At 41.3% G+C, this 17366-nt stretch carries 16 protein-coding genes and 3 pseudogenes; 6 read left to right on the top strand and 13 right to left on the bottom strand.

Annotated elements, in window-relative coordinates:
- Positions 1–153: 153 nt before the first annotated feature.
- Entirely contained in the window at positions 154–462 is a 309-nt protein-coding gene (locus NMM25_RS10230) for a hypothetical protein (protein ID WP_254736806.1), read from the top strand.
- A gap of 85 nt (positions 463–547) precedes the next feature.
- On the opposite strand, the pseudogene NMM25_RS10235 reads toward NMM25_RS10230, so the two are convergent.
- Positions 548–646, bottom strand: a pseudogene (locus tag NMM25_RS10235) (IS30 family transposase); the annotation flags it as partial.
- 1 nt (position 647) lies between these two features.
- Positions 648–906, bottom strand: a pseudogene (locus NMM25_RS10590) (helix-turn-helix domain-containing protein); the annotation flags it as partial.
- Positions 907–1146: 240 nt separating this feature from the next.
- Between NMM25_RS10590 and NMM25_RS10245 the strand changes: the two are divergent.
- Positions 1147–3363, top strand: coding sequence for a bifunctional (p)ppGpp synthetase/guanosine-3',5'-bis(diphosphate) 3'-pyrophosphohydrolase (locus NMM25_RS10245; RefSeq protein ID WP_001123776.1), 2217 nt, complete (start codon positions 1147–1149; stop codon positions 3361–3363).
- Positions 3364–3392: 29 nt separating this feature from the next.
- Positions 3393–3836, top strand: coding sequence for a D-aminoacyl-tRNA deacylase (dtd, locus tag NMM25_RS10250; protein WP_254736808.1), 444 nt, complete (start codon positions 3393–3395; stop codon positions 3834–3836).
- A 31-nt stretch (positions 3837–3867) separates the two neighbouring features.
- Here the strand turns inward: dtd and NMM25_RS10255 are convergent, their stop codons facing one another.
- From NMM25_RS10255 to NMM25_RS10280, 6 genes are all read right to left on the bottom strand, one after another.
- A complete protein-coding gene (locus NMM25_RS10255) occupies positions 3868–4281 on the bottom strand; it encodes a hypothetical protein (protein ID WP_254736809.1) in 414 nt (137 codons plus the stop codon).
- A 107-nt stretch (positions 4282–4388) separates the two neighbouring features.
- On the bottom strand, positions 4389–5039 hold the full coding sequence (locus NMM25_RS10260; protein ID WP_254736810.1) for a metal-dependent transcriptional regulator: 651 nt from the start codon (positions 5037–5039) through the stop codon (positions 4389–4391).
- A gap of 83 nt (positions 5040–5122) precedes the next feature.
- On the bottom strand, positions 5123–5617 hold the full coding sequence (gene tpx, locus NMM25_RS10265; protein WP_254736811.1) for a thiol peroxidase: 495 nt from the start codon (positions 5615–5617) through the stop codon (positions 5123–5125).
- Between the two features lie 114 nt (positions 5618–5731).
- Entirely contained in the window at positions 5732–6661 is a 930-nt protein-coding gene (locus tag NMM25_RS10270; protein WP_254736812.1) for a metal ABC transporter substrate-binding protein, read from the bottom strand.
- A gap of 26 nt (positions 6662–6687) precedes the next feature.
- Complete coding sequence (locus tag NMM25_RS10275) at positions 6688–7536, bottom strand: metal ABC transporter permease (RefSeq protein WP_254736813.1); 849 nt, start codon at positions 7534–7536, stop codon at positions 6688–6690.
- On the bottom strand, positions 7533–8255 hold the full coding sequence (locus NMM25_RS10280) for a metal ABC transporter ATP-binding protein (RefSeq protein ID WP_254736814.1): 723 nt from the start codon (positions 8253–8255) through the stop codon (positions 7533–7535). Before NMM25_RS10280 ends, NMM25_RS10275 begins: the two co-directional genes overlap by 4 nt.
- Positions 8256–8434: 179 nt before the next feature.
- Here NMM25_RS10280 and NMM25_RS10285 point away from each other — a divergent pair, with 179 nt between their 5' ends.
- The gene (locus NMM25_RS10285) at positions 8435–10327 is read left to right on the top strand and encodes a M13 family metallopeptidase (RefSeq protein WP_254736815.1); all 1893 of its coding nucleotides are present in this window, start codon (positions 8435–8437) and stop codon (positions 10325–10327) included.
- A gap of 38 nt (positions 10328–10365) precedes the next feature.
- Here the strand turns inward: NMM25_RS10285 and NMM25_RS10290 are convergent, their stop codons facing one another.
- The 5 genes and pseudogenes from NMM25_RS10290 to NMM25_RS10310 all read right to left on the bottom strand — a co-directional run bounded on the left by NMM25_RS10290 (position 10366) and on the right by NMM25_RS10310 (position 15059).
- Positions 10366–10995, bottom strand: a complete 630-nt coding sequence (locus tag NMM25_RS10290; RefSeq protein WP_254736816.1) for an MBL fold metallo-hydrolase — start codon at positions 10993–10995, stop codon at positions 10366–10368.
- A 101-nt stretch (positions 10996–11096) separates the two neighbouring features.
- Complete coding sequence (locus NMM25_RS10295) at positions 11097–12290, bottom strand: oxidoreductase (RefSeq protein ID WP_254736817.1); 1194 nt, start codon at positions 12288–12290, stop codon at positions 11097–11099.
- A gap of 163 nt (positions 12291–12453) precedes the next feature.
- Positions 12454–13527: a DUF2974 domain-containing protein gene (locus tag NMM25_RS10300; RefSeq protein ID WP_254736818.1), complete on the bottom strand. Its 1074-nt coding sequence runs from the start codon at positions 13525–13527 to the stop codon at positions 12454–12456.
- 111 nt (positions 13528–13638) lie between these two features.
- Positions 13639–14404: pseudogene (locus NMM25_RS10305) on the bottom strand (ferredoxin reductase).
- 85 nt (positions 14405–14489) lie between these two features.
- A complete protein-coding gene (locus tag NMM25_RS10310; protein ID WP_215804952.1) occupies positions 14490–15059 on the bottom strand; it encodes a TetR/AcrR family transcriptional regulator in 570 nt (189 codons plus the stop codon).
- 324 nt (positions 15060–15383) lie between these two features.
- Between NMM25_RS10310 and NMM25_RS10315 the strand changes: the two genes are divergently transcribed.
- Together NMM25_RS10315 and NMM25_RS10320 are read left to right on the top strand one after the other, a co-directional pair.
- A complete protein-coding gene (locus NMM25_RS10315; protein ID WP_000548982.1) occupies positions 15384–16061 on the top strand; it encodes a response regulator transcription factor in 678 nt (225 codons plus the stop codon).
- Positions 16054–17028, top strand: coding sequence for a sensor histidine kinase (locus NMM25_RS10320; RefSeq protein ID WP_254736819.1), 975 nt, complete (start codon positions 16054–16056; stop codon positions 17026–17028). Before NMM25_RS10315 ends, NMM25_RS10320 begins: the two co-directional genes overlap by 8 nt.
- Positions 17029–17366: the final 338 nt, after the last annotated feature.

Below are 17366 nucleotides of genomic sequence, written 5' to 3' on the forward strand. Positions count from 1 at the left end.
CAGATATGCAAGAGTATGCTTCTAAGACCTATGTAAACAATATTAAGGGAGGATTTGAGGGGAAAGCTGCAGATGCTGCCGAAACTTACTTGACCCAGACCATGCAAACCCCTACTTTACAGAGTCCGATTAAAAGCTAGGAGAAAACTGGTCATGGATAAAAAGGAACTTCAGAAACTAGAGGATGAGCATAATCGTAAATTACGAGACTTAGAGCGTTTGGAGATGGATTTGGATGATGATTTCCACAAGTTTAGTAGGGAGACGGATCATCTCCTAGAGGCGCTTTCCTATGCATGCAGAGACAGTAGTTTTGCAGAAATTCAACCTTATATCTTTGAGATAGAGAACAATTTAGACAGCTATCATCAACTTTACAAGAATCGTATAGAGAATGTACTGGAAGCTCGCTATCAAGAGAATAAAAACTTTCATAGAAAGTTAGAAGAAAAGAACGTTTAACAAATATACCTTATAAAAGAAGGATGATGTGAGTTTGTTATAGTTTGTTATTATAGATGATAAATTGTAAGAATAAGCGCAACATTTACTCTAACTCATCCACTAGAGCTTCATAAGCAGTTCTGTAAGCTAAACATTTTCGTGGTCGGTGATTGATATCATATAAGGCCTTGTTCAAAGCCTCAGGAGGATTTTAAACCGTTCTCAATTTCCTTTTTCAACTTTGGTGTTAAACAAGACTTCCGACTTTTTTGCTTGGCCCAGTGGTCCTACTGTTCCTGTGCTAAGACTGCAGAATAAGCATTTTGGCATCTTCTTAACTCTCTTGAAATGGTAGACTTATGGACGTCAAGTTTACTTGCAATTTGGCAAGGCTTTAAACCTAATTCCAAGGTAGGTTTCTATCTTTATTCGGTTGGTTATGGTAAGATGGGAGTAGCTCATAGTTTTTCCTCGGGTTCTGTTTGTGTGGTTACTTACAGTTTACCCCCATGAAATGCTATGAGTCTTTTTGTTGCACTATATTTTACAATTTATCAAATAAAAATAATAAAACAGTTTAAAGTTTATTGTTCTTTTTGAGATCATCGTAAGGGATGGAGTAAATTATAGAACTGCAGAGCTTTTCTAGTTTTCATATCCTTAAAAAAGTGATAAAATGGTAGGAAGAATTGGAGAGTATAGATGCCGAAAGAAGTGAATTTGACGGGCGATCAGGTAGTCGCTTTAACGAAAGAATATTTAACAAAGGAAGACGTTGCTTTTGTACAAAAAGCATTAATATACGCTGTGGATTGCCATAGTGGGCAGTTTCGGAAATCAGGAGAGCCCTATATTATCCATCCCATTCAGGTAGCAGGCATTCTGGCTAAGCTCAAGCTGGATGCCGTAACCGTTGCCTGTGGTTTTTTGCATGACGTTGTTGAGGACACAGATGCGACACTGGATGATCTGGAGAGAGAGTTCGGTCATGATGTTCGGATTATCGTTGATGGGGTGACCAAGCTTGGTAAGGTTGAGTACAAATCACTCGAGGAACAATTGGCGGAAAACCATCGCAAGATGCTTATGGCCATGTCTGAGGATATCCGTGTTATCTTGGTTAAATTATCGGACCGTTTGCACAATATGCGGACTCTCAAACACCTTCGAAAGGATAAGCAAGAACGGATCTCCAGAGAAACCATGGAAATTTACGCACCACTTGCTCATCGTCTAGGGATTTCCAGTGTCAAGTGGGAGTTGGAAGATCTATCTTTCCGTTATCTCAATCCAACTGAGTTTTACAAGATCACCCACATGATGAAGGAAAAACGCAGGGAACGTGAGGCTTTGGTCGATGAAGTCGTAACCAAGTTGGAGGAGTACGCTACCGAACGCAATCTCAAAGGGAAAATCTATGGTCGTCCTAAGCATATCTATTCGATCTACCGCAAGATGCAGGATAAGAAGAAACGCTTTGAGGAAATTTATGACCTGATTGCCATTCGCTGTATCTTAGATACCCAGAGTGATGTTTATGCCATGCTGGGTTATGTGCATGAACTTTGGAAACCTATGCCAGGCCGCTTCAAAGACTATATCGCCAATCGTAAGGCCAACGGTTACCAGTCTATCCATACGACCGTTTATGGACCAAAAGGGCCGATTGAATTTCAGATTCGGACTAAGGAGATGCACGAAGTGGCTGAGTACGGGGTTGCGGCTCACTGGGCTTATAAGAAAGGCATTAAAGGGCAGGTCAACAGCAAGGAATCTGCTATTGGGATGAACTGGATCAAGGAGATGATGGAGCTCCAAGATCAGGCTGATGATGCCAAGGAATTTGTGGACTCTGTTAAAGAAAACTATCTGGCGGAGGAGATTTACGTCTTTACTCCAGATGGTGCGGTTCGCTCCCTTCCAAAAGATTCAGGACCGATTGACTTTGCCTATGAAATCCATACCAAAGTCGGTGAAAAAGCGACTGGTGCTAAGGTCAATGGCCGTATGGTTCCACTGACAACCAAGCTCAAGACAGGGGATCAGGTTGAAATTATCACCAATCCCAACTCCTTTGGTCCGAGTCGTGACTGGCTCAACATGGTCAAGACCAGCAAGGCGCGCAACAAGATTCGTCAGTTCTTTAAAAATCAAGACAAGGAATTATCCGTTAACAAGGGCCGTGAAATGTTGATGGCCCAGTTCCAAGAAAACGGCTATGTGGCTAATAAGTTTATGGACAAGCGTCATATGGACGAGGTTCTTCAAAAGACCAGCTACAAGACAGAGGAGGCTCTCTACGCAGCCATTGGTTTTGGAGAAATTGGCGCTATTACCGTCTTTAACCGTTTGACCGAAAAGGAACGCCGTGAGGAAGAGCGTGCCAAGGCCAAGGCGGAAGCAGAAGAGCTTGTCAAAGGTGGTGAAGTTAAGGTTGAAAATAAAGAAACCCTCAAGGTCAAGCATGAGGGTGGTGTGGTGATTGAAGGTGCCTCAGGACTCCTCGTTCGGATTGCCAAGTGTTGCAATCCAGTGCCAGGTGACGACATTGTCGGCTATATTACTAAGGGACGCGGTGTAGCTATTCACCGTGTGGACTGTATGAACCTGCGCGCCCAAGAAAACTATGAGCAACGTCTCCTTGATGTGGAATGGGAAGATCAATTCTCAAGCAAGGAATACACTGCTCACATCGATATCTACGGCCTCAACCGTACAGGGCTTTTGAACGATGTTTTACAAGTTCTCTCCAACACAACTAAGAATATCTCAACCGTTAATGCTCAACCAACCAAGGATATGAAATTTGCTAATATCCATGTCTCCTTTGGTATTTCCAACCTCTCTACACTGACCACAGTCGTGGACAAGATTAAGAGTGTGCCAGAGGTCTACTCTGTCAAACGGACCAACGGCTAATTCTCCCTTCAGTTACTAGAAAGGCTATTATGAAAATCATTATCCAACGGGTTAAAAAAGCTCAAGTCAGTATCGAAGGTCAGGTTCATGGAAAAATTAATCAGGGACTCTTATTACTGGTCGGTGTTGGTCCAGAGGACCAAGAGGAAGATTTGGACTATGCTGTGAGAAAGCTTGTCAATATGCGAATTTTTTCAGACGCAGAAGGCAAGATGAATCTGTCTATCAAGGATATTGAGGGGGAAATCCTTTCTATTTCTCAGTTTACTCTCTTTGCGGATACCAAGAAAGGCAATCGTCCCGCCTTTACAGGAGCAGCCAAGCCGGATATGGCAGCTGCCTTCTATGAGGCTTTCAACCAAAAGCTAGCTCAGGAAGTGCCCGTTCAGACAGGCATCTTTGGAGCGGATATGCAGGTGGAGCTGGTAAATGATGGGCCAGTTACCATCATTCTTGATACTAAAAATAGATAAGAAAACCAAGCCCAGCTGGCTTGGTTTTTGTTTATAGACACTCCCAGAAAGAGGTATGTTTGTTGTAAAAGTCTGGATAGTTTTCTCTTAGGTGGCTAGCCGTTATATAATATAAAGTAGAATGACAGGAAGTAAAGACTGGAGTAAGAGAGTAGAAATATTGAGGGCCAGTGATGGCTAAAAAGACAAATAATAGAAAATCGCTGATGAGCACTCCTAAATAGTAGAAGCGAATCTTTTTATTGATTTGAGGATAAATCTCAGAGAACTGTTTTTTGAGTCGATTGACCAAGCGAAATAGCAGTAGTCCCTGAACAAGGATGAAAATGAAGCAAAAAATCAGGCCTCTCTCCAAAGAAAGTTCGTATCGGGGTCTGAAAGTTACCAACAGTAGCAAATCGCTGACTACAATGGCTGCAAAATGGATTCTAAAGAGCTTTTTCATAGGAAGACCTCCCTCTTTTATCTAGCTTCATTCTACATCAAACGAATGGAACTTACAACTAAAATAATAAAAAATCCCTGAAAGGAATTTCTTTCAAGGATAAGGGCTTAGTTGATTTTTTCGACATAGAGTTGTTTGGCGATATCCATACTAACTTGGAGGTCTTCACCTTTGTTGACCAGTGTAAAGGTATTGGAAAAATTATCAAACTGCTTGACCTGGACTTGGTCACCGATATGAATCTCATGCTTTTCTAAGTATTTGAGCAGATCAAAGCTATCGTGAACCCGAGTCAAGAGATAGGTTCCAGCTTCTTTGGTATCTGCTAAAGGTAGGTTGTTGATTTCAACCAAGAGCTCTCCCTTGGCTGGGATGGTCCCTCCGTGGGGGCAGGTTTTAGGGAAACCAAGCAGTTTATCCAGTCTCTCTACGAAGAGGTCGGATACAGTGTGCTCTAGGACTTCAGCTTCTTCGTGGATCTGATCGCTAGTATAGTCGAGATGGTGAACTAGAAAGACTTCAATCAACCGGTGTTTGCGATAGAGTTCTGAGACCAGTTTGAGGCCAATATCTGTCAATAGGTAGCCATTCTCCTTGTCCTTGAGGATGAGATTTTCATTTTTCATGCGTTTGATCATCTCTGTTACGGCAGGTGGAGAGACTTGCATACGGGTAGCAATTTCTTTATTGGTGATTTTTTGCATTTCCGTACCGATTTCATAAATACATTTTAGATAATCTTCTTTATTTGGCGTCATTCGTTTCCTCTTGTCTTTTCTCTCCATCTAGTATATCAAAAAAAGCTAGATTTCTCTAGCCTTCTGCCATAATGGCTTTGATTTTAGTCCAACTCTTTAACAGCGGTAATAGCAGCTTCAAAGTCTGGTTCCGTGTTGATGTTGTCAACGTATTCTACATAACGGATGACATTATCAGTGTCGAGAACAAAGACAGCACGTGCAAGGAGATGCCATTCGTTGATCAATAGGGCATAATCGCGCCCGAAAGAATGGTCAAAGTAGTCTGAAAGCATGATGGCATTGTCAAGACCTTCAGCCCCACACCAGCGTCCTTGAGCAAATGGTAGGTCCATAGAAACGGTAAGAACGACGGTATTGTCGAGGTTAGCTAGTTCTTGGTTGAATCGACGTGTTTGCGTTGAGCAGATACCAGTATCGATAGAAGGGACAACACTCAAGACTTTTTTCTTTCCATCAAAGTCAGCTAGCGTTTTTTTAGAGAGATCGGTTGCCGTAAGAGAAAAGTCAAGTGCCTTGTCTCCGACTTGCAGTTGTTTACCTGTAAAGGTTACAGGATTTCCGAGAAAAGTGGTCATGAAACTACTCCATTCTTTTTTCTTTTATTTTACCGAGAATTGTCAGATTTTTCCAATGATTTGACCGGAAATTGAAAAACGCCCATTCACGTGAGAACGACGTTTTTTAGTGGATTACTTAGACAAACCTTCAGCGATCTTGTCAAGGTTGTATTTCATCATGCTGTAGTAGCTGTCGCCTTCTTTGCCTTCTTCAGCGATTGAGTCAGTAAAGATTTGTGCGTAGATTGGGATGTTTGTGTCTTGTGAAACGGTCTTCATTGGACGGTCATCGACACTTGATTCAACAAAGAGTGATGGAACTTTTGTCTGGCGAAGTTTTTCAACCAAGGTCTTGATTTGTTCCGGAGTCCCTTCTTCTTCCGTGTTGATTTCCCAGATGTAGGCACTTGGAACTCCGTAGGCTTTAGAGAAGTATTTGAAGCATCCTTCGCTGGTTACGATGAGTTTCTTCTCAGCAGGGATATTGTTAAATTTCTCTTTGGCTTCTTTGTCTAGTTTGTATAGTTTTTCAGTATAGTCTTTGAGATTTTTTTCGTAGAATTCCTTGTTGCTAGGATCTTTTGCAATCAGCTGTTTAGCGATATTTTTGGCATAAATCATCCCATTTTCAAGGTTGAGCCAAGCGTGTGGGTCTTCTTTGCCCTTCTCGTTTTGGCCTTCAAGGTAGATAACATCAACGCCTTCGCTGACTGCAAAGTAGTCTTTGTTTTCAGTTTTCTTGGCATTTTCGACCAATTTGGTAAACCAAGCATTGCCACCTGTTTCAAGGTTGATACCGTTATAGAAAATCAAGTCAGCTTGAGAAGTTTTCTTAACGTCTTCAGGAAGTGGTTCGTATTCGTGTGGGTCTTGACCAACAGGAACGATACTGTGAAGATCAATCTTGTCACCAGCGATATTTTTGGTAATATCAGCGATGATTGAGTTTGTAGCAACAACTTTTAGTTTTTGACCAGAAGTAGCATCTTTTTTTCCGCTAGCACATGCTACCAGTGCAATGACGGAAAGAAAGAGTACAAGCAATGTACCTAATTTTTTCATTAGATTCCTCCAGAAAGGGTCTCCCCTTATTTATTGATTTTTTTATTTTTCAGTTTCAAATATCGTTGTTTTGGAGCGATAAAGAAGCTAATGAGAAAGAAACTAGCAGATGTGAGCACGATGCTGGATCCTGCTGCGAGATTGAAGCTATAGCCGATAAAGAGTCCCAAAACAGAAGCAGTTGCCCCTAGGGTTGATGAAAGAAAAATCATGCTCTTTAGGCTATTCGCATAAAGGTAAGCCGTCGCAGCTGGGGTAATCAACATGGCCACGATAAGAATAGTTCCAACACTTTGCATGGCAGTAACTGACACAAGGGTCAAGAGCACCATGAGCAGATAGTGGTAGAAATTGACGGGCATTCCCATGGCTTTAGCCAGGAGTTCGTCAAAGGATGTAATCAATAGTTGTTTAAAGAAAATCCCGATAATCAAGAGAATCAATGCACCCACACCAATGGTGATCCACATGTCCGTATCTTGGACAGCGAGGATATTCCCAAAAAGGATATGGAAGAGGTCTGTCGAACTCTTGGCAACACTAATCAAGATGACACCTAAGGCTAAGAAAGATGAAAAGGTAATACCAATGGCAGTGTCACTCTTGATGATAGAGTTACCCTTGATGTAGGTAATGATGATGGAAGCCATCAAGCCAAAGATGATGGCTCCAATAAAGAAATCAATTCCCAAGATAAAGGAAAGGGCTACGCCGGGCAAAACTGCGTGAGAGATGGCATCTCCCATGAGAGACATCCCACGTAGGATGATAAAACATCCTACAGCACCAGCAACCACCCCGATGACAATAGCTGTTATCAAGGCATTTTGTAGGAAATGGAAATGTTGCAATCCATCGATAAATTCTGCTATCATAGGCCACCTCCATTGAAAAAGAGTTTGCTACCGTAGGCCTTCTTAAGATTGGCTTCGGTAAAGGTTTCTTTAGTCGGACCAAGGTCTATTAGTTCTCGATTGAGAAGCAAAACTTGGTCGAAATAATGGGGGACTTTGCTGAGGTCATGATGGACGATGAGAACTGTTTTACCAGCTTTTTTAAGGTCTCTCAGCGTGTTCATGATAATCTCTTCACTAACCGAATCAATCCCAACAAATGGCTCATCTAGAAAGATGTAGTCAGCTTCCTGCACTAAACAGCGAGCAATCAACACACGTTGAAATTGTCCTCCTGAGAGCTGGCTGATTTGGCGATCAGCATAGTCTGAGAGCCCAACGATTTCAAGTGCATCTGCCACTTTTTTCCAGTGGCTGGCCTTTAAGGTGTGAAAGAGTGGGATGGATGGATAGAGTCCCAGAGAGACGCATTCCTTGACCTTGATAGGGAAATTGTAGTCGATATGGATTTTTTGCTCGACATAGGCAACTCGATGTAAAGATTTCTTGAATTCTTTGTCATCGAGAAAGGCCTGACCTTCATGTGGGATAATTCCCAACATACTTTTTAATAAAGTTGATTTTCCAGCACCGTTTGGACCAATAATTCCGGTAATAGTTGGTCCGTGGAGCACTAGTGAAATATCCTTTAGTGCCAACGTTTCTTTGTAGGAGACACTGAGGTTTTCGATACGTATCATACAGTTGTTTTCCTCCTGTCTTTTAATATACATTAAAAAAAAAATTAAGTCAAGTTAATTTTTGAAAAATTTAAAATAATAACTGAAAAATGAAGAAAAAAGAGAAACCATTTTTAATTGCATTCCCAAGTGTTTTTTGCTAAGCTAAGAATAAGTGAAAAAATGAAAGCGAGAACAAGATGACACGTTATCAAGACGATTTTTATAATGCAATCAATGGCGAATGGGAAAAAACAGCTGTCATTCCAGCTGACAAATCTCGAACAGGTGGTTTTATTGACCTTGACGAGGAAATTGAAGAGTTGATGCTGGCGACTACAGACAAGTGGTTGGCAGGTGAAGAAGTCCCAGAGGATGCTATCATCGCAAACTTTGTTAAGTACCATCGTATGGTACGTGATTTTGACAAGAGAGAAGCAGATGGAATCAAGCCTGTCCTTCCTCTACTTAAGGAATACCAAGACTTGGAGAGTTTCGCAGATTTCACCAGCAAACTGGCAGAGTTTGAACTAGCTGGTAAGCCAAACTTCCTCCCATTTGGCGTATCACCAGACTTTATGGATGCCAGAACCAATGTTCTCTGGGCAAGTGCACCAGGGACGATTTTACCAGATACGACTTACTACGCTGAAGACCATCCTCAGCGTGAGGAGCTCTTGACTCTTTGGAAGGAAAGTACTGCGAATCTTCTCAAAGCCTATGATTTTTCAGATGAGGAAATCGCGGACTTACTAGAGAAACGATTGGAATTGGACCGTCGTATTGCGGCTGTGGTGCTTTCTAACGAAGAAAGTTCAGAGTATGCCAAACTCTACCATCCATACGCTTATGAAGATTTCAAGAAATTTGCTCCTGCCCTACCTCTGGATGATTTCTTCCAAACAGTTCTTGGACAAACTCCAGACAAGGTTATCGTAGACGAGGAACGTTTCTGGCAAGCAGCAGATCAATTCTATAGTGAAGAAGCGTGGCCTCTACTCAAAGCAACCTTGATTTTGGGTGTGGTCAATCTTTCAACCAGCTATCTAACTGACGAGATTCGTGTTTTGTCAGGTGCCTACGGACGTGCCCTTTCAGGTGTGCCAGAAGCACAGGACAAGGTCAAGGCAGCTTATCACTTGGCCCAAGGTCCTTTCAAGCAGGCTCTTGGTCTTTGGTATGCGCATGAAAAATTCTCCCCAGAAGCAAAGGCAGACGTAGAGAAAAAAGTAGCGACTATGATTGACGTTTATAAGGAACGTTTGGCTAAGAACGACTGGCTCACTCCTGAAACGCGTGATAAGGCCATTGTCAAACTTAATGTCATCAAGCCTTATATTGGTTATCCAGAGGAATTGCCAGAACGCTACAAGGACAAAGTAGTGGACGAAACTGCCAGTCTCTTTGAGAATGCCCTAGCCTTTGCGCGTGTGGAAATCAAGCACAGCTGGAGCAAGTGGAACCAACCGGTTGACTACAAGGAGTGGGGCATGCCTGCTCATATGGTCAATGCCTACTATAATCCTCAGAAGAACTTGATTGTTTTCCCAGCTGCTATTTTACAGGCTCCATTCTATGATTTGCATCAGTCGTCTTCTGCCAACTACGGTGGTATTGGTGCTGTTATTGCCCACGAGATTTCTCATGCCTTCGACACAAATGGCGCTTCCTTTGATGAAAATGGTAGCCTCAAGGATTGGTGGACAGAGAGTGACTATGCTGCCTTTAAAGAAAAAACGCAGAAAGTTATCGACCAGTTTGATGGGCAAGAATCTTACGGTGCAAGAATCAACGGGAAACTAACCGTGTCTGAAAACGTTGCTGACTTGGGAGGAATTGCTGCAGCCCTTGAAGCAGCCAAGAGAGAACCAGACTTCTCTGCTGAAGAATTCTTCCACAACTTTGCTCGTATCTGGCGTATGAAAGGCCGTCCTGAATTGATGAAACTTATGGCCAGTGTCGATGTGCACGCGCCTGCCAAACTCCGTGTCAATGTGCAAGTACCAAACTTCGATGACTTCTTTACAACATACGATGTCAAAGAAGGCGACGGCATGTGGCGTTCACCAGAGGACCGTGTGATTATTTGGTAAAACAAAAACCAAGGATAGCATCCTTGGTTTTTTGCTTGCTAGAAAAAGGGATTAAAGGTCTTTTCGTGAGCGATAGTCGTAGCTGGACCATGCCCAGGATAGACATCGTAGTTAGGAAGAGTAAAGAGTTGCGTCTGAATGCTATGGAGGAGTTGTTCCGTGCTACCTGTAGGAAGGTCTGTCCGTCCGATGGTTTCTCGGAATAGAGCATCTCCTGTCAAGACTAGATGGGCATCAGGAAAGACCAGGGAAACACCGCCAATAGAGTGCCCTGGAGTTGGTAGAACTGTAAAACGAAATTCCTCAAGCTGGTATTCCTCATGAAAGACAAAGGTGTGTTCTGCTGGTTTTGCGACCACATCTGCCATATCATCATGACGAGGGAGACCAGAGAGATTATCGACTGGAGTATAAAGCCAGCTAGCTTCACTCTCTGCTACATAAACTGGGGGATTTCCAAAAGTCTCACGAACCAAGTCCAGACTCATAATATGGTCGTAGTGGGTGTGGGTCAGGAGAATGGCACAGACTGGTTTGTTGATTTTCTCAATAGTCTTGCGAATAGCTTCCCAATTGCTACCTGGGTCAACCACAATCAGGTGTTGATCTCCTTCCAGATAATAAGTATTTTCATAGGCAACGGGATTCACGGTTTTATGGATTTTCATACTGGCTCCAATCTCAAAGAATGTACTAAACTAAGTATAGCATAGAAGAGGGAAATAAAGTGAAAAGAAAGTCCCTCTTTTGTGTTAGAGAGACAATGATCTTATTTAAACTTGAAACCTTCGTAAATGAGTTTTGCTCTGGGATTCTTTTTCTTGATTTGCTTGGCAAGGGCCTTCATCATAGGAAGAGGTCCACACATATAGACTGTAGTCTGGTCAGGGATTTCTTCTTGATCCAAAGTCAGGTATCCTTTTTCATTGCTATCGACCAGCTGCAGGTCAAAGTTAGCATTTTGACGGGCGTAGTCACGAAGTAGGTCTAGGTAGACAGCATTTTCCTCTCCACGGAAACTATAGTAGAAACGGACGCTCTTGTCTAGGATAGGATGCTCCCGGATATAAGAGATGAAAGGTGTTATTCCAATTCCACCTGCGATCCAGATTTGCTGTTTTGGACCGTGTTTCATAGTCATATGCCCATAAGCGCGATCAACTGCAACCTTGCTACCAACTTGAAGATTGTCATAGATATTCTTGGTGTGGTCACCAGAGTTTTTTATCGTAAAATAAAGAGTTTGTCCTTGCCCTCCAGAGATGGAGAAAGGGTGTGGAGCAGTCTCAAAACCTTTTTGGAAAATTTTTAGAAAGGCAAATTGTCCATATTCGTAGGTGAAAGGATGACTGAGCTCTATTTCAATTTCAGCTGTATCGTGGTTGAGGCGTTTGATTCCTACGATTTTTCCAAGATAGGTGAAACCGACCTTTTGATAAAGGAAAATAATATAAAAACCTGCAAGCAAGCCTAAAATAGCATAGATTCCAAAGATAAGACCTAGGAAACTAAAGGAGAGGAGGCGATTTCCCATGATCATCAAAACATGAAAAAGGCCAAAGATATAGGCTAGATAAACCAATCGATGAATCCATCTCCAAGCTTCATACTGGATGTATTGTCCGAGATAGGCAACCAGAACGATGCTGATAAAGATATAGATAGCTATATTTCCAAACTGGGCGGCCAAATGCGAACCCCAGAGACCGCCCATGCTAAAGTTGTGTAGGGTTAGTAGGAGAATGGATAGAAAAGCCGTGAATTTATGAGCTAGATACATTTTTTCAAGTCCGTTAAACCAAGTTTCAAGTAAGGGTAAACGGCTAGCTAGCATAAAAGTAAGTGAGAGGGTAGTGAGAGCTAAACCAGGGATTAGAAACTGACTAGCACCTGAACTGAGCCAAGCTAGAATGGTCAGAAGCATACTAAGTCCGATAAATAAAATACCTTTTAATGATTTCATAGTAGAAGTCCTTTCATGGATTTATCTTATATTAGATGTAATAAGATTTGTTACATTTTAACAAAAAATGAATCTTTAGTCAAGGTTTGTGATTTAGTCTAACTTTTCTGACCCTTTTTTCTAAAAAAGCCAACGAATCGGGTGGTTCATTGACTTTCTTATCTTAACGATTTTTCCAAGCTTGGTAGCGGGTGTCAATCAAGAGTTGGGTTAAGCGTCCCATGGTTTCTCTTTCTTCGGGAGTGAGGGATTGGGCTTGGACAAAGAGATGGTGAATGTGTTCAATGACCTTGAAGGAAGAAAGGTCGTTGATAGAAGAGATGCCTGCATCTAGAATGATTCCAAAAAAGAGGTCAAAGTAGAGCTGCAGTTCTTCGTCAGGAACTGTTTCAACCCATTCCTTGAAAGTAGTGTCGACTTGTTGGCTGTCACTATTGGTCTCGTCTAGTTGGATAAAGTGCTTGTCTTCAACCTGCCAACTAAAAGTGTCATGCTGAGCAAGGCCACCTAGAGCGGTGCTTCGAACGACGATTTTTTTGTCCGGAATTTCCAACATCATTCCGATGATAGACCCTTGCGGGATAAACACTTTCGTTCTTTCCATCATGTTTTGATAGCCTGGTGTTTCGGTTAGTTCCTTGTGAAGCCCAGGGGCATCAAAAGTATAGACAGAGATAATGTTTTTCTGCAAGTTTGGATCAAGTTGACTGGCAGCATAGACAGCTAAATTGCCTCCTTTTGAGTGTCCTGCTAGGATAACCTTTTGGTTGGGGTGTTGAGCAAAAAAATTCTCTAAATACTGGAGGGCATGTTTTTGAGCTGGGATTTCCTTCATATAGGTCATATGGAAATCTTCTTTCCAACCAATGATACTGTCATCCGTTCCGCGAAAAACAAGCAAATAGGTATCGAGACTGATACGATAAGTCATGGCTGCGAACTGTTTTTGCAATTCAGGATCGATATCGTTGATAAAGTCTGAGAGCTTGCAATTTTTAAAGCGTTTGTGTTGAGCGAGTTGATCCAACAACTGGAGACGGTTTTTATTGGTCAACATCGTCGTTTCTCTAGGAATTTGGGGTGCTAGATCTATGAGACGCTTTGGTTCTTGGGTGGCTACATCATCGAAAGATAGGTAGGTTAATTCAGTCAAGGCAAGAACATCTAACTCATTCATGGGGAGATCATAAAAGGAATCGTATGCTACATCATTTAAGTAGTCAAAAATATTGGCCATAAAAGCTCCTTTCTCTATGTTTATCCTACCACATTTACCTAGAATTAGCTAGTGGGCTTATTCGAATGACCTAGTAGGGTTTGATTGAAATACATAGAAGATAGATTGCTCCTATTTCAAACCTCTAAACGAGCTTACTTGTATGTTTTTGCTATCAATCCCATTTTCCTTTAAAAAGTTCTTCATCTCATTTACATCATCAGGCTGTCCTGTGATAAGATAGCTAGCTTGATTGCCGTATTCATCAATAGCACGTTTTAAAAATTCTTGACTTTGAGAAAGTTCCTCGCTAGTTTTATAAGTAAAATTCGATGTTTTTTGAGCCAGTTCTTTCATCTCATTATCGAAAATAGTAACTCCTTTGTCAAAATGGTTGAGAATAATCGGACATTTACCAGCCCATTCTTTGATAAGGGGGCGTAGAGTAGAAATACCAACATCAGATGCAAAGCAAACTAGTGGCTGATTCGTATCTTTAATGGTTAAAGAGGAATCCAACCAACTCATCTCAATCTTACTGCCAGACGGTAAATGTGTCAAGGTGTTCTTAAAGTGGCTACCACTATGATGAGTTAAAATGAGGATTTCATCTTCATCAGGTGGTTAGCCATCGACTGGTTTGCTCTCCCTTAGCTTCATATTTACTAGCAGTAGACGAGGTATCAGGGAGTGTAAACTTAGCATAAGCCCCAGCTTTCCAGATTTGATGACTCGGTTTTGTGATATGAATTAAATATAGATCTCCGCTGGGGTTTTCGATGGATTTTATCGATAATGTCTGGCTTCGTCCAAGATAAGCGATGGCACCCCAAGTTATAATACATAGCGCTCCAAGTGTTGATAGAATGATAATAAACATTTTTTTACCTCTTTTCATTTTTTATGACTCCTGTTCTTAAATTTATGAATGAACTTAAAAACAATTCATTCATATCTTTTCAAAAAATAAAGAAATCCATTCTTTATTTTAGAACTCCTTTAATGAAGTTGGTTGCAAGTATTTCAACAGTTTTGCCAATATCTGGAAAATCTTTTTCCGTGATATGCATATCCATATAGTAAAAAAGATTATAAACCTGTAAAATATCTTGAATCTTTTCTGGCGAGTACCCTTCAGCCTGCATGCGATTTGTAAAAGTTTTAACTAGAAACTGATGAAAAGGATTTGCGACTTTGCCTTCTTCCGAGGAATAGTAGCTGTGCAACTCATCTGCGATGGCAGGATTGTACCATTCTGCAAGGATTTTATTGGAAGAAACGAGAGTTCTGGACTGAGCAAATAGTTGACCAATGAGGTCGATCATGTCAATTTCCCAATCCAGTTCTTCGATCATAGCTTGGCGAACACGGTTGTTTTCATCTATATAGATGTCTAGAAAAATGGCTTCTTTACTCTCGTAATAGTTATAAAAAGAACCAACTGCAACACCAGCTTGCCTAGCAATTTCTGAAATACTTGTTGCCTTGTAACCTTTTTTCGAAAAAACTTCATAGGCTGCTGTCTTTAAAGATTGTTTTTTGTCCAATAGGATTTACCCTCCTTTATTTTATGAATGAATGAATAGAATTTTTTGTTCATTCATATTCTAACAAATCATGGCTAGCTTGTCAATAAGAAGGCTAGATCTATTAAATAAGTTAAAGAAACGCTAACTAAATGAGCACAAAAAGTAAAATATAGGATAAGGCTGGAACTATAATTAAAAATAAGGTATGATATCAGTGGGAATGTTCTCTATTTAGCATCTGTTTTCTGATCTGAATTTGGGAAATAGCTGCTAAACAGTATGAGATACTGATCCGTAAATCTGATATGAAGGGTTTTGATACTTTGAAAAATAGCAAAGGAGGAGCGCATGCACAAGATTTTACTAGTAGAAGATGACCAAGTTATTCGGCAACAAGTTGGGAAACTGCTCTCTGAGTGGGGTTTTGAGGTCGTTTTGGTAGAAGATTTTATGGAAGTATTGAGCCTTTTTGTCCAGTCAGAACCTCATTTGGTCCTCATGGATATTGGCCTGCCACTCTTTAATGGTTACCACTGGTGCCAGGAAATTCGTAAGATTTCCAAGGTACCTATCATGTTTCTGTCTTCGAGAGATCAGGCTATGGATATCGTCATGGCAATCAATATGGGAGCGGATGACTTTGTAACTAAGCCTTTTGACCAGCAGGTCCTCCTTGCTAAGGTTCAGGGCTTGTTGCGCCGTTCCTATGAGTTTGGGCGGGATGAAAGTTTGCTAGAGTATGCAGGTGTAATCCTCAATACCAAGTCTATGGACCTGCACTATCAGGGGGAGGTCCTGAGTTTGACCAAGAATGAATTTCAAATTTTGCGAGTGCTGTTTGAACATGCTGGCAATATCGTGGCGCGTGATGACTTGATGCGGGAACTCTGGAATAGCGACTTTTTCATCGATGACAATACCTTGTCTGTCAATGTTGCTCGCTTGCGTAAAAAGTTGGAGGAGCAAGGTTTAGTAGGCTTTATCGAAACCAAGAAAGGGATAGGATACGGACTGAAACATGCTTGATTGGAAATCATTTTGTCTAGCCTATCTGCGTTCTCGCAGTCGCGTTTTTACCTATATTTTTTCATTAGGCTTTCTCGTCCTTCTCTTTCAGTTTTTATTTGCTAGTCTAGGAACTTATTTTCTTTATTTCTTTCTGCTCAGTAGTTTTTTGACCTTCTTATTTTGGGCTTGGGATATATTTGCAGAAGCTCAGGTTTACCGGCAGGAAATACTCTATGCTGAGAGAGACCCCAAGTCTCCTCTGGAATGTGCGCTAGTAGAAAAGCTCGAAGAGCGTGAATCTGAATTGTATCAAAAGAAGTCGGAAGCGCAGAGCAAGCTGACGTATTTGATGGACTACTACACCTTGTGGGTTCATCAGATCAAGACCCCCATTGCAGCGAGTCGTCTCTTGGTAGCAGAAGTCTCTGATCGTGAGGTCAAGCAGCAACTGGAACAGGAAATCTTTAAGATTGACTCCTATACCAACCTGGTATTGCAGTATCTTCGTTTGGAGAGCTTCCACGATGACTTGGTATTTGAAAAGGTTCAAGTGGAGGATCTGGTGAAGGAAGTGGTTCGTAAGTATGCCCTTTTCTTTATCCAAAAAGGACTGACGCTCAATCTCCATGACCTTGACAAAATTATCGTGACCGATAAGAAGTGGCTGTTGGTCGTCATTGAACAAATCCTCTCAAACAGTCTCAAATACACCAAAGAAGGTGGGTTAGAGATTTACATGGAAGGTCAGGAACTCTGTATCAAGGATACGGGAATCGGGATTAAAAACAGCGATGTGCTCCGAGTCTTTGAACGTGGCTTTTCAGGCTACAATGGGCGTTTGACCCAGCAGTCATCTGGACTTGGACTTTATCTATCTAAGAAAATTTCTGAAGAACTGGGTCACCAGATTCGCATCGAGTCTGAGGTTGGAAAAGGAACGACAGTGCGAATTAAGTTTGCGGAAGTGAACCTACTTATTGAGTAAAAAGAAATGCTAAGAACTTGGAAGAAATCTTTCAAGCTCTTCTTTAGATTTCTATGTAGTGAGAAAATAGGATAGAACAAAGAAAAAGGTAACTGGAATTTTTCCCGTTCACTATCTTTTAAATTGATTGAGTTCTTCAGAGAAAGGTTGTAAAATTTTTGATATAATATCAAGGATGGACTGATGGATATTTAAAGGATTATTTTCAAAAGAATGACAGGTGAGAATTAAAATATGTAAAATTGAAAAGAAGTCTCTCTGCCACCATCTAAGCAGAAACAAGAGTATATGAAATAAAAGGAGTAACCAATGACTGGAAATTATTCAACACGTGAATA

The organism is Streptococcus sp. CF10-1 (assembly GCF_024295825.1).
Lineage (GTDB): Bacteria > Bacillota > Bacilli > Lactobacillales > Streptococcaceae > Streptococcus.

Bases quoted from the DNA above. Each gene is read 5' to 3' on its own strand.
- NMM25_RS10230 (WP_254736806.1), top strand. From the start codon at position 154: ATGGATAAAAAGGAACTTCAGAAACTAGAGGATGAGCATAATCGTAAA.
- NMM25_RS10245 (WP_001123776.1), top strand. From the start codon at position 1,147: ATGCCGAAAGAAGTGAATTTGACGGGCGATCAGGTAGTCGCTTTAACG.
- dtd (WP_254736808.1), top strand. From the start codon at position 3,393: ATGAAAATCATTATCCAACGGGTTAAAAAAGCTCAAGTCAGTATCGAA.
- NMM25_RS10255 (WP_254736809.1), bottom strand. From the start codon at position 4,281: ATGAAAAAGCTCTTTAGAATCCATTTTGCAGCCATTGTAGTCAGCGAT.
- NMM25_RS10260 (WP_254736810.1), bottom strand. From the start codon at position 5,039: ATGACGCCAAATAAAGAAGATTATCTAAAATGTATTTATGAAATCGGT.
- tpx (WP_254736811.1), bottom strand. From the start codon at position 5,617: ATGACCACTTTTCTCGGAAATCCTGTAACCTTTACAGGTAAACAACTG.
- NMM25_RS10270 (WP_254736812.1), bottom strand. From the start codon at position 6,661: ATGAAAAAATTAGGTACATTGCTTGTACTCTTTCTTTCCGTCATTGCA.
- NMM25_RS10275 (WP_254736813.1), bottom strand. From the start codon at position 7,536: ATGATAGCAGAATTTATCGATGGATTGCAACATTTCCATTTCCTACAA.
- NMM25_RS10280 (WP_254736814.1), bottom strand. From the start codon at position 8,255: ATGATACGTATCGAAAACCTCAGTGTCTCCTACAAAGAAACGTTGGCA.
- NMM25_RS10285 (WP_254736815.1), top strand. From the start codon at position 8,435: ATGACACGTTATCAAGACGATTTTTATAATGCAATCAATGGCGAATGG.
- NMM25_RS10290 (WP_254736816.1), bottom strand. From the start codon at position 10,995: ATGAAAATCCATAAAACCGTGAATCCCGTTGCCTATGAAAATACTTAT.
- NMM25_RS10295 (WP_254736817.1), bottom strand. From the start codon at position 12,290: ATGAAATCATTAAAAGGTATTTTATTTATCGGACTTAGTATGCTTCTG.
- NMM25_RS10300 (WP_254736818.1), bottom strand. From the start codon at position 13,527: ATGGCCAATATTTTTGACTACTTAAATGATGTAGCATACGATTCCTTT.
- NMM25_RS10315 (WP_000548982.1), top strand. From the start codon at position 15,384: ATGCACAAGATTTTACTAGTAGAAGATGACCAAGTTATTCGGCAACAA.
- NMM25_RS10320 (WP_254736819.1), top strand. From the start codon at position 16,054: ATGCTTGATTGGAAATCATTTTGTCTAGCCTATCTGCGTTCTCGCAGT.